The 16,381-nt window shown below is 40.6% G+C and carries 16 protein-coding genes; all 16 read right to left on the bottom strand.

Annotated elements, in window-relative coordinates; all coding sequences use genetic code 11:
• Positions 1-4: 4 nt before the first annotated feature.
• On the bottom strand, positions 5-655 hold the full coding sequence (locus tag MuYL_RS21435; protein ID WP_094572494.1) for a DUF47 domain-containing protein: 651 nt from the start codon (positions 653-655) through the stop codon (positions 5-7).
• Between the two features lie 50 nt (positions 656-705).
• Complete coding sequence (locus tag MuYL_RS21430; protein ID WP_094572493.1) at positions 706-1,770, bottom strand: sensor histidine kinase; 1,065 nt, start codon at positions 1,768-1,770, stop codon at positions 706-708.
• Positions 1,771-1,964: 194 nt separating this feature from the next.
• Positions 1,965-2,495, bottom strand: a complete 531-nt coding sequence (locus tag MuYL_RS21425; RefSeq protein ID WP_094572492.1) for a YceI family protein — start codon at positions 2,493-2,495, stop codon at positions 1,965-1,967.
• A gap of 153 nt (positions 2,496-2,648) precedes the next feature.
• Positions 2,649-3,905, bottom strand: a complete 1,257-nt coding sequence (locus tag MuYL_RS21420; RefSeq protein WP_157741039.1) for a glycosyltransferase family 87 protein — start codon at positions 3,903-3,905, stop codon at positions 2,649-2,651.
• A 350-nt stretch (positions 3,906-4,255) separates the two neighbouring features.
• Positions 4,256-5,566, bottom strand: a complete 1,311-nt coding sequence (locus MuYL_RS21415) for a carbohydrate porin (RefSeq protein WP_094572490.1) — start codon at positions 5,564-5,566, stop codon at positions 4,256-4,258.
• Between the two features lie 75 nt (positions 5,567-5,641).
• Entirely contained in the window at positions 5,642-8,356 is a 2,715-nt protein-coding gene (gene mgtA / locus MuYL_RS21410) for a magnesium-translocating P-type ATPase (protein ID WP_094572489.1), read from the bottom strand.
• A gap of 164 nt (positions 8,357-8,520) precedes the next feature.
• On the bottom strand, positions 8,521-8,937 hold the full coding sequence (locus tag MuYL_RS21405; RefSeq protein WP_094572488.1) for a Fur family transcriptional regulator: 417 nt from the start codon (positions 8,935-8,937) through the stop codon (positions 8,521-8,523).
• A gap of 96 nt (positions 8,938-9,033) precedes the next feature.
• The gene (locus MuYL_RS21400; protein ID WP_094572487.1) at positions 9,034-9,687 is read right to left on the bottom strand and encodes an HD domain-containing protein; all 654 of its coding nucleotides are present in this window, start codon (positions 9,685-9,687) and stop codon (positions 9,034-9,036) included.
• The gene (locus MuYL_RS21395) at positions 9,680-10,303 is read right to left on the bottom strand and encodes a SprT-like domain-containing protein (protein ID WP_094572486.1); all 624 of its coding nucleotides are present in this window, start codon (positions 10,301-10,303) and stop codon (positions 9,680-9,682) included. Before MuYL_RS21395 ends, MuYL_RS21400 begins: the two co-directional genes overlap by 8 nt.
• 137 nt (positions 10,304-10,440) lie before the next feature.
• Positions 10,441-12,555 carry a ferrous iron transport protein B gene (gene feoB / locus MuYL_RS21390; RefSeq protein ID WP_094572485.1) on the bottom strand — a complete coding sequence of 705 codons (2,115 nt, stop codon included), beginning with the start codon at positions 12,553-12,555 and terminating at the stop codon, positions 10,441-10,443.
• Positions 12,556-12,566: 11 nt separating this feature from the next.
• On the bottom strand, positions 12,567-12,782 hold the full coding sequence (locus MuYL_RS21385) for a FeoA family protein (RefSeq protein ID WP_094572484.1): 216 nt from the start codon (positions 12,780-12,782) through the stop codon (positions 12,567-12,569).
• A gap of 83 nt (positions 12,783-12,865) precedes the next feature.
• Positions 12,866-15,070: an outer membrane beta-barrel protein gene (locus MuYL_RS21380; protein ID WP_094572483.1), complete on the bottom strand. Its 2,205-nt coding sequence runs from the start codon at positions 15,068-15,070 to the stop codon at positions 12,866-12,868.
• Positions 15,071-15,083: 13 nt separating this feature from the next.
• Complete coding sequence (locus tag MuYL_RS23375) at positions 15,084-15,233, bottom strand: hypothetical protein (protein ID WP_157741037.1); 150 nt, start codon at positions 15,231-15,233, stop codon at positions 15,084-15,086.
• Positions 15,230-15,700, bottom strand: coding sequence for a carboxypeptidase regulatory-like domain-containing protein (locus tag MuYL_RS21375; RefSeq protein ID WP_094572482.1), 471 nt, complete (start codon positions 15,698-15,700; stop codon positions 15,230-15,232). Before MuYL_RS21375 ends, MuYL_RS23375 begins: the two co-directional genes overlap by 4 nt.
• Positions 15,701-15,912: 212 nt before the next feature.
• Positions 15,913-16,053 (bottom strand): hypothetical protein, encoded by a 141-nt coding sequence (locus MuYL_RS23370; protein ID WP_157741035.1) that lies wholly within the window; start codon positions 16,051-16,053, stop codon positions 15,913-15,915.
• On the bottom strand, positions 16,040-16,366 hold the full coding sequence (locus MuYL_RS21370) for a VanZ family protein (RefSeq protein ID WP_245845679.1): 327 nt from the start codon (positions 16,364-16,366) through the stop codon (positions 16,040-16,042). The genes MuYL_RS23370 and MuYL_RS21370 overlap by 14 nt, the downstream gene beginning before the upstream one ends.
• Positions 16,367-16,381: the final 15 nt, after the last annotated feature.

Below are 16,381 nucleotides of genomic sequence, written 5' to 3'. Positions count from 1 at the left end.
TAACTTAAGCGTTTTTAACTAAAATTGATTCCATTACATCGGCCGCATCTTCGCACATATCTGTAGCTGTCTCCAGTGCAGATAAGATCTCTTTATATTTTATCAGGCGGATGGCATCTTTTTCGTAAAGAAAAAGGTCAGCTACTGCACGGTCAAATACATAATCAGCTTGGTTTTCAACGCTGTTTATCCTGATACATGAATCGGCAATATTACGCACGTTTTTAAGGTCTTTTAGCTCTTTTACTGCTTTCTCAAGATCGATACTTGCCTGCAGGGTAAGTTCTGAAAGCTTGCGGATGTGTTCGTTAAAATCATCAATGCGGTACAGGCTCATGCGGTTTGCTGCCCCCTGGATATAATCGGCAACATCGTCAATTGCTGATGACAATGCATGAATATCCTCGCGGTCAAACGGCGTAATAAAGTTTTTGCCCAGTTCAAGGTGTACCTGGTGGGTAATTTCGTCGCCTTTGTTTTCCAGCTTATCAATTTGTTTAAACAGCTCTTCGCGGGTTGCCGGGTTATTTGAATTAACAGCTTCAACTAATATTGTAGCCATAGTTACCACATTATTTGCAGCCTGTTCAAATAGTGGAAAAAATATTTTCTTATCCTTCGGTATAAAGTATTGAAAAATGCTGTTTAAAGACATGATTTTAATCTGAATTTGGACAAAGGTAACTTCGCAATGTTAAGTTAATGTTAATTTTTTAGATTTGGTATGTTAGGTAAATGTAAAGTCTGCTTTGACCGCTGCAGCGTGAACCCGAAAGTTGACCCCAATCCCTCGGTACTGCGTACGTTAATGGTTTGCTCATGGGCCTCTATTATGTGCTTAACAATGGCCAGGCCCAACCCGGAGCCGCCAATCTGCCTCGAACGGCTGGTGTCTGTACGAAAAAAGCGCTCAAATAGCCGTGGAAGGTATTTTTCTTCAATCCCGATGCCGTCATCGGTAACTTCAACAAGTACCTGGTCATGCAATTCAAACAGGCTTACAGCGGTGTTGCCTTCTTCATTTCCATATTTAAAAGAGTTGTCAATAAGGTTAACCAGCACCTGTCTTATTTTTTCACGGTCGGCATTTACCAATATCGGCTCATCGTATTTTTGCTTGAATATTAATTTAATGTTATGCTGCCTGGCCTTAAGCTCCAACGACTCAAAAACCTCCTTTATAAGGTCATTAATCTTAAAACGCGTGAGGTTTATAGGGATCTCGCCCGACTCCAGCTTTGAAATTTCATCCAGGTCTTTTATCAGGTAACTTAAGCGGTCAACATTTTTTGCTGCCTTTGCCAAAAATTGCTTCGCCAGTTCCTTATCCTCAAAGTCATCATCCTGCAAGGCTTCAATATATCCCTGGATGGCGAAAAGCGGCGTCTTAAACTCGTGCGAAATGTTGGATAAAAAATCGCGGCGAAACTTTTCCTGTTTGCGCAGTTCATCAATTTCGGTCTTCTTCTCCCTGGCCCATTCCTTTACCTCAGTTTCCACATCATTAATGGGGTCTGCGCTTACATGTTCACCCAGCGCATCACGCAGGTCGCGGCCCAGTTTTAAATTATGAATGAGCTTGTAAATGAGCTTTATTTTTGAATACACATATTTTTCTATCAGGTAATAGAAAACTAGAAAGCTGGTAATTATGGTAATAAAAAAAGTTAGTAAAACATTATACCAGCTGTGCTGAAAATAATAATTTACCGCCGAAAGGGTTACAGCAACCGCCGCTGCATTAATTAAAACAAGTATGCGAAGTTTCATAATCGTAAATATACGATTAGTGATCAGAGGTTAGAGACCTGGGGTTAGTTATTAAATTGTTAAAATAGTGATTAGAGCTTTGAGACTAAAGATTAGTTGATTTATTCCGGCAGTAACTTAAATGTCGGTGACGAAAATCAGATTTCAGCGAGTAATAATTCAACCTAATCTCTGATTAGCCAGCCGCTAATCTCTTACTTCACCTCCGCATCAATGCTAACTGTAATTTCGTTCGAAAGGATCAGGCTGCTGCCTCCAATACCAAAATCAAGCCGGTTTATTTTAAAGCCTCCTTTAAAAGCGGTTGTATTACCGGTTTGTGTGCAGGTGAACGGGATATCCAAGGCCTTGGTTTTTCCTTTTATGGTAAGGTTGAACTCTCCTGTATAACTATCACCGCTTTTGTGCTTAATAGAAACAGATTTCAGTGTTATTTTTGGATAATGTGCCACATCAAAATAATTGGCATCCCTTAAGTGTTCATCCCTGCTTGAATTATCGGTATTGATACTGTTAGCGTCAACAGAAGCTTCAATTGTACTCGCGGATGGATCAGCCGGGTTAAAATGAACTTCTGCCTGTAAACCGCTGAGTTTGCCTTCTACCCCTATGCCCATATTCCTGGTCTTAAAGGTAATGGCCGATCGGGTTACCGTACTGTTCACAATGGTAAACGCACTCGCAGTTATTATAAGTAGTAATAGGGGAAACAGCAATTTTTTCATCGTAGTAATTAACGTATTTTATTTAAGGCAATTATAAACATAAGATATTTTAATTATTGGATTGGAAAAAATGCAAAGGGATTAATTGAATGCCAAATATTTAGGCATCGTACCCACAAAGCTGTATGGATGCCTAGAGCTTGTTCAATAAAATTAAATTGATAATTTCAGTTCATCTTTAGGGCGGCAATACCACAATATAGGTATTAGCGCTATCACAGCCATAGGCAGGATCCTTAAATATAACAGTACCTCGAAAAAATGACTTGTGATAATATCGCGGCCAATCAATGGTGAAAAGTTTATGCAGACGACAACGAGGATGGCCCAGGTAAGCAAATTAAATTTGTGTTTAATGGTATCCCAATTCAGCACAAAGAACCATGATATATATATAAATGCAGGTATAATATATACAAATGCATATTGCTGCTGATGTGGGTATATTAAAGGTATTATTATAAACAGATAACACATTTCCCAAAAAATCCGAACGCGGTTGCTGATAACCTTAAATGGTCGGGTATGCAAAAAAAGCAGGGTAAGCAAAATAAATAACAGCCTTGTAATATTGAGAATGAGCGTAACCTGGCTAAAATTCAGATCTAAAAAATTTCTTTTGAAGGATAATACCCCTGTGGTTTTTGTGAGATAAACAGGAATTAAGGCTACAAGGCTGCTTGGACCGTCTTCCGCTTCGATTGTCCATTCTTTGTTTAAAGGGTTGATAGCACTAAACCAGTCATGAAGCAGGCTTATATTTCTATCCCAGCCCAGATATATAGCCGGTAAAAATAAGTACAGAAGGTAAAAGAGGCAAGTAAATATGGCCGCTTTTATTTGGTTGCGATAAAACAGATAACATACAAAAGCCAGCGGCAACAGCTTAATATTGATTGCAAATGCCAGTAAGGCTGCCCCTGTAATGTAGCGCTCTTGTTTGATAAACTTCATACTTTGCAAAGTAGCCCACAATAAAAAGGTGGTCATTTGCACAAATCCAATGTCAATCAATAAAAACCTTATGGAGAGGAATGAAGTAAGAAGTATCCAGGCAAGTTTTTGTTTACTGGTGAACAGTGAGGCATCGAAATATTCAGAAGACAAGATCCAGATCCTGTATAAAAGGAAATAGGAAATAAAGATCCAGAGTATTTGAGGTACAATTACAGGCAAGCTGCTGAACGGGGCCAGTAATAATGCAAATAAAGGGCTGTAATAGTATTGCAAGCCCTGTACAAAAGGGGGCTTGTAAATATTTTGGCCGGTTATTAGCTTACCCCCCGCATATACAAATACTTCAAAATCATGGCCAACTTTGGCACACTTAAATGCATAGAAAATTGCTAAAATAAAGAGCGCTATTTTAAAGTACCTGATGTGCTTTTTATTCTGGTAGATGGATAACACGTTATGAATTTGTTTTTCCGGTCAAAAAGATCGCGTTCCACTCTAATGGTAATAAAAACGTAGAAAAAGTAAATTTCATAATGGACAATTGAATAAGGTTTAAGTTGAGTAAGAGATAGTGTTTTAAGTTATCCTGTTTTGTTTGCCTGCATCAAGGCTATTTTCTAAAAAAGGTTACCCCCACAGATAAATCAGTTTTTTTATTTAAAAACCACTGCGGCAAGATACGAAGTCTTTTTTAAATAAATTATTTAACTGTTACGATAATATACGGCAGTAATAAACCGCTGTGTATCAATTTAGTAGCCTGTAAATACTTTATATGATTGAACTATTGAAAGCTTTTAACCTCAAAATTCAACATGGGCTCTTATCGAAAACACATTAACCGGGCCTCGGTCCTTATTGTAAGCAGGGTTTATTATAAATTGATAATCGGGGGTTAAATAAAATTTATGCTGATAGGCATTAACCTTATAATAAAGCTCGGCAATCATTTCGGGTGCATAATTAAGCTTGCCATCGCCAATTAAAAAACCATACCCCCCTGCTGCAAGGTAATTGCGGTGTGGTGACGATAATCCGTTCCCAATAAAAGCAAGGCCAATTTCATCATCGCCGCGTTTCCACGATGATCCTTTTAAAACGCCGCCAAAGCTTACTGAACGGTCAATTTCGGTAAAAAACCAGGTTTCGGTATGCCCGTCATTATAGCTTGCCTTGGCAAAAACACCAAAGTCTTTACTCAGGTACTGGTCAGCACTAATGCCAAATCCATATTTATGACGGCCATAAGCTTGCGTAGTATCAATATTTGGGGAAGCAGGGTTTTGGGCTACAGCTAAGTTATAATTGCCAAATTTGCCATTGTTTCTGAAACCTAATAGGCGTAGCGTTCCCTTTTGCCCGTTCAGCGTGTAGCGCTTTTCATATTCAAGCGTCTGGGTATTGGCTTTGCCTATCTTACCATCCCAGATAGATGAATTGGCCTGGGTTACCACCATGGTAAAAGCAAACCGCAGTGTCCAGTCAGGCTGCCCAAGTTCAGTAACAGCGCCTATAGTGTAGCCCCGGGTGTTGGCCGGGTAGTCCCACGCGCCATTATCCATCAGCGCCCAGTTCATAAACTGGGTGCGCGGGTCATGGCTGAAGCTATTTCCATCAAAAAAGTCGGCCATGCCAAATTTCCCCACTGTTACAGAAAAATAGCGTTTACTTTTTAACCCTCCTAACACATTGGCATCACTTTCAAGAGTGTCTTTTTCAGTTCCCCACTCAAAGTTTTGTTTAAAATACAGGCGGGCGATATAAATTTTTGGTTCAGCTGCGCCTACCCTAAATGTTTCGCCATTTGGAAACCCGGCTATGCCCAATGTTTTGCTTAAACCCGCACCACCAGAAATCTCCGGGTTAAAATATGCCTCCGCACCTTTCCACAGACGAGCCGCCCCAAAAAATGTAGAGGTAATTGAGCTTTGTGTTTCTTCTTTGGTCGACAAGCTGTTTAACCCGCTGTAGTTGGCGCTGAATCCAGGTTTGTATTGTGTAATAATAGTTTGCTGAAAGTGAAAGCTAAAGCGTTCTTGTTTTAAGGTATCCTGGGCCTGGGCTATTTTTACTGCTGAGATTAGTAATATAAAAGAGAGTATGTGTTTTTTCATGATAAGTAATATATTAATTTAAGCAAATCTAATAATAAATTTAGACATGTCTAAATTTATTATTAGATAGCTCATTTACAACCATTGATTAAATTTATTGATAAACCAATTTTTTATGATTTGAGTTAATAAACAGTAAGTTAGCAGTATCCCTATGAGCCATGGGAAAAAGGCAAGCGGTAATGATTGCATTTTAAGCGCCGGGGCAAATCCTGAAAACGGCAAAACTATAGCAATAGCCATTATACATGTAGTTAATGCTACTACCGGGGCCGCCGCCCAGCTTTGTATAAATGGTATTTTACGTGTGCGGATCATATGTACTATTAAGGTTTGCGATAATAAACTTTCAACAAACCACCCTGTTTGAAACAGGTTTTGGTGAACGGGCGAATTCGCCTTAAATACAAACCAAAGAACTGCAAAGGTAGCATAGTCGAAAATGGAACTTATGGGGCCAACATAAAGCATGAATTTACTTATACCTGTTGCATCCCATTTCCTTGGGTTAACTATATAGTCTTCATCCATTTTGTCCCAGGGAATGGAAATCTGCGATATGTCATACAGTAAGTTATTGATCAATATCTGTATAGGCAGCATCGGCAAAAAAGGCAGCAGGGCACTAGCGCCCAGCATACTGAACATATTGCCAAAATTGCTGCTGGCCGTCATTTTAATATATTTTACAATATTGCCAAATGTGCGGCGACCATAAATAACACCCTTACGAAGTACTACCAGATCTTTTTCGAGCAGAATAATATCAGCGCTTTCTTTGGCAATGTCAACTGCGGTATCAACAGAGATGCCAACATCAGCATCCCGCAATGCGGCTGCATCATTAATGCCATCGCCCATAAAACCAACGGTATGTCCCTTTGTCTGTAAAACCTTTACTATCCTCGCTTTTTGGATAGGGCTAAGTTTGGCTAATATGCTGATGTCATCAATGCGGTTTGTTAACTCCAGATCGCTCATGCTTTCAAGCTCCTTACCCAGCAGTACATTTGTTACCGGGATGCCTACATCTATGCATATTTTTTTGGTAACAACCTCGTTATCGCCGGTAAGTACTTTAATTTGAATGCCCAGTTTATGCAGCGCCTCGATAGATGGTTTGGCCGAAGGTTTTGCAGGATCAAGAAAGCCGATAAACCCCGTAAGGATCATATTGTTTTCATCGGCTACGGAGTAGGTTAGCGGCCTTTCATCGTATTCTTTTACTGCCACCAGTAATACCCTTAACCCTTCTTCGTTTAATTTTTTTGAGATACTAAGAATGGTTTTACGCATTTTTTCATCCATCGGAATGATCGCATCACTTTTTATTTGTAACTTATTATCTACACCCGGATCAAGCGCGTTGCTGCACAAATCAAGAACTTCCTCAATTGCCCCTTTGCAAATCAACAGGTGCTTATGATTCTTTTCTTCTAAGATAACAGACATGCGGCGGCGTTGAAAGTCGAAAGGGATTTCGTCTACCTTTTGATAGGATTCGCCATCTTTAATACACGTATGAATGTTTACATGTTCCAAAACTGCAACGTCGAGTAAGTTTTTTAGCCCGGTTTGGTGATAGCTGTTAAGGTAGGCCCATTTCATCACCTCATTATCCTTATTGCCAAAAACATTTAAATGGCGTTCCAAAACAATTTTATCCATAGTAAGGGTGCCGGTCTTATCCGTACAAAGAATATCCATGGCCCCAATATTCTGAATGGCGTTCAGCCGTTTTACAACAACTTTTCGTTTTGACATGTTAACAGCGCCTTTTGCCAGGTTAGCGGTTACAATCATCGGAAGCATCTCGGGCGTTAAGCCAACCGCTACTGAAATGCCAAAAAGCAATGCCTGTAGCCAGTCGTGTTTGGTAAAGCCGTTGATAAAAAACACCAGGGGAACCATCACCAGCATAAACCTGATCAATAACCAGCTCACGCTATTAACACCCTTGTCAAAACTGGTTTCGGCTCTTTTGCCAACCAGAGTTTTTGACAAAGAGCCGAAATAGGTGTTGCTGCCTGTGTTTACGATAACAGCAAGCGCGGTCCCGCTTACTACATTAGTACCCATGAAGCAGCTATTGCTTAGCTCCAACAATGATTGCTGATCAGCATCATGAATAGTTTGGTCAGTTTTTTCAACGGGCAAAGCTTCGCCGGTTAGCATAGCCTGGCTTACAAAAAGATCCTTTGACCGCAAAATGCGAATATCAGCCGGGATCATATCTCCTGCGGAAAGCTGAATGATATCGCCAGGAACAAGGTGCTTAATATCTAGTTCACTTTTCTCTTGGTTTTTTCGCAGTATGGTCGCCGTTGTTTTCACCATCGACTTCAGTTTTTCAGCTGCCTTATTGCTTCGGTATTCCTGTGTAAAGCGCAGCAAAACACTTAGCATAACCATAATGCTGATTACGATAACTGTTTTATAATCGCGGTCGGCAGGTGCCTGGATCATTATATCGGTAATTAATGAAATAACTGCCAGCAGGAATAAGACGCCTATAAACGGATTTAAAAATGCTTCGAAAAATTGCATATACCATTTAGGCGCTTTTTCATGTGCTACCTCATTTAAGCCATAAGTATTACACCGATCCTTTACCTGGGTTGCAGTAAGCCCTTGTTCGCAACTTTCAAGTAATGAAAGAACGAAAGACTTATCACCTGCCGAGGCCTGCGTTATTCTTAATGCTGAAGTACTATTAAGATCTTGTGAAAATTGGGCGCTGCTTTTGCCTGAATGCAGTTTAACGGTGTTGATTTTTTCCCTTTTGCGCATAGTTGTAAAATTAGCCCCGGCTTAGCCGGAACAATGCGAAAGAGCTTTCCGGTTAGCAGAGGGGTGTAAATAATTGAGATATTCTACTCGGACCTGTATCCATTTTATTTGATTTTTTAATTATGTCGCAAAGTAAGTTATTAAACCAATGCAATGGAATTGCATTAGTTGGCGCATTTATCGCAAATTCCTTTAACAATAAGATTCATTTCTGTTGAAGAAAAATTAGCAGGCAATGAGACATCCGGAATTTTACAGTTGGGAAGGCAAAAAGTTTCCTTACAGGATATGCAATTAAAGTGTACATGAAGATCATGATGCTCATTTACACCACACTCTTCTAAACATAACGCATATTTTGGAGTGCCGGTACCGTCATCAATTACATGAACCAACCCTTTTTCTTCAAAAGTTTTAATGGTTCGGTATATGGTGATCCTGTCGGCCGGAGCCAGGCCTTTTTCAATATCACTTAAGCTTATGGCAGCGCTTTGTTCCAGCAGCATATTCATGACCAATATGCGCATAGCTGTTGGGGCAACATTTTTATCAGCCAGCTTTTGTTCTGTGATTGGTGTCATTCTATTATAGGGTTAGCTAATTAACCGAAGCCAACAGAACCTGGTTGTTACCGTTTTGCTCATTTACTTTATTAAAGGCAAAAATATAACATTGGTTTAAACTGTACATTCACACTCCGAATAAAACTGCTCTAAGTAGTTTAGCATAAAATTATGGCGATGCTCTGCCAGCTTTTTCCCGGTTGCGGTATTCATTTTATCTTTAAGCAGCAATAGCTTTTCATAAAAATGGTTGATAGAAGGTGCTGTGGAGTTTTTATACTCGGCCTTAGTTAAGTTAAGGTTTGGCTTAATTTCGGGATTATAAATCTCCCGGCCCTTAAATCCGCCATAGTTGAAGGCCCTGGCGATACCTATGGCACCAAGCGCATCAAGGCGGTCAGCATCCTGCACAATATCCAGTTCTATTGATTTAAAGCCAGCATTGTCAAAACCTGATTTAAAAGAGATGTACCTGATGATCTGTTGCACATGCTGAATTGTTCCCTCGTCAACATTAACGCTTTCTAAAAAATCGCCGGCGGTTTTTGGGCCAATTTCTTCATCACCGTTATGGAATTTGCTATCGGCGATATCATGCAGCAACGCACCAAGCTCAACAATTAAAGGGTTAGCCTGTTCGGTTTTAGCGATGGTTTTGGCATTATTCCACACCCGGTTAATGTGCCACCAATCATGCCCGCCTTCGGCATCCTGCAATGTTTGGCGAACAAAGGTTACCGTTTTGTCAATTAATGCTGCGTTATCCATTGTTTTGATTTTCAATTATTTCAACCTCGGCAACCGGGCTAAACAAATATACCCGCTTTGAATTTACTTCGATGCATTTATAACGCTTGCGAAGTTTTTCCTCTTTACTGAATATTCTGCCGTCCTTTAGTTTAAAAATAGCTTTTAACGGGAGTTTTTCCACGGTCACTACCGAGTCTTTAGGTGCGTCATACTTTCGGAGCGAGCGGTACAAGGTAAGATCAGAACAGCTTGAAGCAGCAGGGTTATTCAGATAACCTGTAATAGCATGTTTAATATCGGCAGGAAAAATATCCTTTTCGAAAAAAGGCTGCATCATTTTTTTAAAGTTCAGTTTCCATTCGGTTCCGTGCGGTTTGGCTTTATGTTGGTGTTCGTTCCAGGTGTGCAGGTGTGCAAACTCATGGACAGTAGTCACTAAAAACGCGTAGGGGTTTAAATCATAATTAACGGAGATACGATGCCCTTTACCGGAATGCGGGGGCCTGTAGTCACCAAATTTGGTGTTCCTGTTGCGCGAAATTTTAAATTCGCATTTAAAGTAGTCAATCCAGCGACCGATGAGCGGGGCAGCATCAGCCGGCAGGTATGTTTCAAGAATTTTTACTTTATCCAATTTTTACCTCGGTGCAAAGATAGCTTTTTGAGGTGAAAGGTTAAAGGCGAGAGGTTTTGAAAAGTAAATGGTTTTGTGTAGAAATTAGCGCGTTAATTGCGAATTGGATATGAGGCTAAAGACTTTATCCCTTAACCTCATTTCAATAAATTATAAGCCAGTAAACTTGCCACATAAGCCAGTACGGTCATATAAGCAAACTGGATAGCCGGCCAGCGCCAGTTTTTTGTTTCGCGGTAAACCACGGCTACGGTACTTGCACACTGCATGGCAAAGGCATAAAACATCATCAGCGAAAAAGCAACCGCGAGGGAGAATACCGGCTTACCCGTCTTTGGATTTTTAGCCGATGCCATCTTGTTCTGTACCGATTCTATTTTATCAGCATTGCCATCAACGCTATAGATGGTAGCCATGGTGCCTACAAAAACTTCGCGGGCTGCAAAAGAAGTGATCAGGGCGATGCCGATCTTCCAGTCAAACCCCAAAGGCCTGATTGCCGGTTCAATAACGTGGCCCAGTGATCCTGCGTAAGAGTTTTCGAGCTTTTCGGAGTTGATGGCCCGGGTCAGTTCATCAGGGCTTAGCTGTTTGGCGTACTGAGGCTGCTTGTATTTTTGGTCGATCTCTGCAAAGCGGTCACCGGGGCCGTATGATGCCAAAACCCAGAGGATAACTGATACCGCTATAATAACTTTTCCGGCCTGAAGCACAAAAGCTTTCGAGCGGTCGTACATACTAAAAGCAACATTGCTCCACCTTGGCGTGCGGTAAACAGGCAGTTCCATAATAAAATAACCGCGTTCGCGCCCTTTCAAAATTAATTTAAAGGCAAAGGCAACAACTATAGCTGATATCAGGCTAAAAACGTACATGCCTGTTAAGGCCAGCCCCGGCAAATTAAAGATCCACCAAACATTGCGATTGGGTACCACTAAAGCAATCAGCAGGGTATAAATAGGGAGCCGCGCCGAGCAGGTTACCAAAGGTGTAACCATAATAGTTATCATGCGGTCTTTCCAGCTTTCAATGGTCCGGGTGCTCATAATGGATGGAACGGCACACGCAAAACCACCGATAAGCGGCACAACAGATTTGCCGTTAAGACCTACCTTGCGCATCAGCTTATCCATCATAAACGTAACCCGTGCCATGTACCCGGTATCTTCCAATATTGAAATAAAAGCAAATAGGATGGCAATCTGCGGAATAAATACCATTACGCCGCTTAAGCCGCCTAACACACCATCAACAAGTAAGCCTGTCAGCGGCCCGGCCGGCAGCAATTGATGTAACGTGTTTTGTGCCCATGCAAACAGGTCACCGATCTTTTCCATGGGGTAGGCCGACCATGCAAAAATGGATTGGAACATAAATAGCAGGATAGCCAGGAATATTACAAATCCAAATATCTTATGCGTAAGTACCTTATCAATTTTATTGCTCAGTGTTTCATCCTGTGCTGTATCAGGCACCTTTACGGTATCATACAGCAGGTCATTAATAAAATTATACCTGGCAATAGTTTCTGTGGCCTGTGATTTTTGCGAATGAAAAGAAAACTCATGCTCCAGTTCCTCTATCCGGTCGCTTTCTTTAGCCGTTAAAAACTTTACGGTTTCGTGCTGATGCGCAAGTTGCAGTGCAAAGTAAGGGTTGTCTAGCTTTAGCTCCTGGCTTATCTGCGCTATTAACTGCGGGGCTATCGCTTTTACATCAATAGATGATTCCTGCAGAGGGATTTTATTGGCAAAGGTTATTGCTTGTTTCAACTTATCGATCCCTTCAACTTTCCTGGCTGAAATAGGTACTACCGGCACACCAAGCTTTTTAGCGAAAAGATCAATATTAATATCAATACCCGCCTTTTTGGACAGGTCTATCATGTTTAATGCAACAATAACCGGGATTTTAAGATCCGCAACCTGTGTATAAAGGAGCAGGTTACGTTTAAGGTTGGTTGCGTCAATAATTACAATAACGAGATCTGGCGTATGTGTATTCGATCTGTCAGCTAAAACAGAAAATACAATAGACTCGTCCTGGCTTTTTGGATAAAGGCTATACGTGCCCGGAAGGTCAATGATCTCGGCAGTGCGGCCATCAGGCAAGGCGCTATAGCCGGTTTTTTTGTCAACCGTAACCCCTGGAAAATTTCCTATCTTTTGATTTAAACCGGTTAGTGCATTAAACAGAGTTGATTTACCGGTGTTTGGATTTCCTACAAGTGCAACTCTTATATCGGCTTTCAATTGTTAACGTGCTACTGCAAAATAATGGTGGAAGCTTCAAATTTACGAAGGCTTAACTGATAACCGGAAACTTTGATTGAAATCGGATCTCCGAGCGGAGCCCTGCGCGACACCGTGACAGGCTCACCGGGTAAACAGCCCATTTCCATTAATTTCACCGACATCTCTAAATCAGTAAATTCTTTTACAATTCCAATTTCACCTGGCTCAAGTTCTGAAAGCGTCATATCTTTATTTAAAACTTAGGTCAAATGTAATGCTTATTTAAATTAAATACAAATAAGGAAAGTTAAATTTACAACAGGAATACTTATCTCATAATTACAATGCCGGGTGTGCTTTTGGCATCGCTGCCAACCCTTGTTATCTTGTAAATAAGTTTGGCATAAAAATAACGGCCAATCGTATTCGTCTGGTCGTTTTCTACGATGCCGGTGGTTGATATGTTACGTTCTATGCCTGCATTTTGATTGAGTATATCAAAAGCATTTAATGAGAAAGTTAAGTTTTGCTTTTTCAGCAGCGTACGCTCAATACCGGCATTCCAAATGTAAAACGAGGTGTTTGCGCTTGCAGGGCTACCCCTGAACAATCTTTGCGTAACATCGGTAAATATCCGCCAGTTTTTTACTGGCTTCACGCTGGCGGTAAAAGTATTGTAAAAGGTATAATAATGCTGATCGGCAAGAGATTGGTACGAGTTTTTAGCGTTATTATAGGTGCCGTACCCCCTTATTCCAAGTTGTAAAACGTCAATATCATAGTTACTGCCAGCGCTCAACCCTGGCGAGAAGCGACGAACAGCATTCTCATTTCCGTTTATAATGTTTACATACCTGCTAACGTTGCCGTTTAAACCTACACTAAACTTAAGGCCTTTTATTTTTGTGGGCTTGCCATAGTTAAAACCAAAATTGGTGCTGTAGTTACCATCGGTGTTTATTGGTTTTGATGTGGTAATACCATTGGCATCCACTGTGCTTTGGGTTGAGAAGCCGTTCCAGGTAGGGGTGAAGTTGCCGTATAGGTTAATGTAATAATTGTTTTTTAAATCAAAGTAGCTGTAATTGATATTTGTATTTAATGATCTGGACATTACCAGGTTTGGATTGCCTTGTTTAATGTAGAGCGGGTCGGTATTATTAAAAACAGGCTGCAGGTCTGTGGCCGAGGGCAGGTTTACATCAGTTCCAACATTTAAATAAAAGCTTGGCCCATTTTTTTTGCGGTAGGAGAAACTGGCATTAGGCACCAGTGCAAATGCATCACGCCTAACGGTGCTGATTTTATTATTGCTGGTGAAATCGCCCTGCAAGCCCAAATCTGCAACAGCAAAGTTTAGATTTACCGTCACCTCATCGGTAGATTTGTTTAAGCCCGCAGTAGTGGTGTAGCGCCAGTTACGGTTATTAAAGTTGCCGCTTAATAAAGGGTCAAGTATTTCATATTTACCGGTGACGCCGTTGTAATCCAGTGTGTATTGGTCCGCAAGCTGCCTGCGGTAATCAAAGCTTTGACTAAGGGTTAGATTTATTTTGCGCCTTGCGCTTAACTGCCTTATGTAAGATGCTGTGCTGTTAAAAAAAGTAGCGTTATTATCCTGGCTGGCTTGCTGATTAATATCATTTCCGGTTTGATTATTTGCAAAATATCGGGATGCTGAAATGTTGGTGTAATTATAATCTGATTTAGAGTAATTGCCATTTGCAAAAAAGTTTACTGATCCCTTGCCTTTGTGCAGCTTATGATTAACAGAGAACAATCCTCCATAAGCGGGGCTTGTTTTACGCCCGTTAAGCAGTTGGCTAATATTATTGATACTGTCCATCGCTCCGTTTATAGTGTTTGAGAACAGCGACGAGTTGTTTTTATTGATAGAGGTGCTAATGGATGGTTTAAGTTTAAAAGTAGTTAAACTATCCATTTTATACTCGAAATTCAAGTTTAAACGATAACTATTCAGCGTATTGCTGCCTCCTGTTTTTTGGGTGGTGAATAAATTGTTAGGGTTGTCCTGTATGTCAGCCAGTTTTTGAAGCTGGTTGTTTGAGATTACCGAAATAAAGCTGGCATTGAATTTTAGCTGTTCTTTTTTTCCATAAATATCAGCGTAGTTGATGCCTCCGCTATGGTTAGTTATTAATCCATCGTTTACGCCTGAAAAAGCACCGTTAACATTAACCCTGCCACTACTGTTAACCGAGATGGATGTACCGCCGCCTGGTGCTGAGAAGGCACCAAAAATATCCCCTCCGGTAAAATTGTTCAAATCCTCGAAACTAAATCCCGACTCGTTGACATTGTTGCTCAGGAAAAGGAACGACAATTCTTTTTTGTTATCGAAATGGTTAAGGTTAAACTGCCCAAGGTATTTGTCCTGTGTGCCGCCTGCCGCCGTCGCGTTTCCAAACCAGCCTTTCTTTTTATCAGCCTTTAGGGTAAGGTTAAGTACCTTGTCGCGCTGGGCCGTCATCAATAACCCGTGTTTTTTTGTTTTGTCTGTTTTGTCGTCCAATTACCTGCACCTGTCAATAGCGTCGGGCAGGTAAATTTTTTGTTGCCGCTTTTGGATCGTTTCCAAAAAACTCCCGGCCATCAACCATAATTTTTTTAATGTCTTTACCCGCCGTGGTCACCTTACCATCCTTATCAACCTCAAGGCCCGGAATTTTTTTCAATAATTGTTCAACGTTATCATTAGCCTGCGTTTTAAACGATCCCGCATTAAATTCAACGGTATCTTTTTTAATAGTAACAGGAGCTCTTTCGGCGCCTTAACCGCAACTTCATTTAAATTGCGGACATCCTTTGTCATGAGCAGTGTGCCAAAATCTATAGATGGTTTGTCGGAACTGATGATAAAGGAACGGATGTAATTTTTTAAACCAAGCTGGGAGATGATTAGCCTATAGCTGCCGTTTTTAAGCTCACTTACCTGGAACACTCCGTTTTTATCAGAAACGGAACTCTTTTCCAGTAACGAATCAACAGCGTTCACCACCGATACGGTGGCGTAATCAACTGGTTTATTTGTTTCGTCAACAAGTGTTCCTTTTATTTGTCTTTTTGCCGGCTGCGCAAATGCGGCAATACAAATAAAAATAAAGAAAAGAGTGGTGAGGATAAGGTGTAAGCTTTTGGTCATAACTACAAATGTAAAATATTAAACTAAATTACGAAATAATCGTAAATCTACGATAATTTCGTAATTTATAAAACGATTTAACAAAATTTAACAGTGTGGTAAAGAATTAAGCTAATAAAAGAGGAAATATGAGACGCGCTGGCGTCTACTTACGAGCTGCTAAGCCAGGTACTGTAGAAATGGTTTAGCTAAAGAAAAAAGATAATAGCAGTTCAGGAATTAAACGACTTACGCAGGATAGGCGATTTTACATGCCCAAAAGTTGGACAGCCGCATCCTTTATGAAAAATGCCGCATGATGAGAGGATGAACATCCCTAATATTACCAATAGTATAATTTTACTTTTTTTCATACCCAAATGCTTTAACGGTTATAAATATACTAAATGCTGCCATAAGTACCCCTATCATATCGGCAAACAAATCATTCCAATCGCCGCTTCGCCAGGTAAAAACGTAGGCCTGTAATATTTCAATCAACCCGCCATAGGCAGTGATAATAACGGTGATGAGGAATAATGCTTTAAACGATAAAGTACGTGGTGATTGTTGCGTAATGTAACCAGCTGATGTAAATACAGTCATCACGAAAAAGAAACCGCAATGTACCAGCTTATCGAAACCCGAGAAAAATAAAGGAGAGTCAGACACTTTGCCTAACTTCACACTACACATTAATAA

Origin of the sequence: Mucilaginibacter xinganensis (genome assembly GCF_002257585.1) — a bacterium.
Classification (GTDB): Bacteria; Bacteroidota; Bacteroidia; order Sphingobacteriales; family Sphingobacteriaceae; genus Mucilaginibacter; species Mucilaginibacter xinganensis.
Note: the sequence above shows the minus strand (reverse complement) of the source record. Positions and strands in the feature narration are given on the sequence as shown.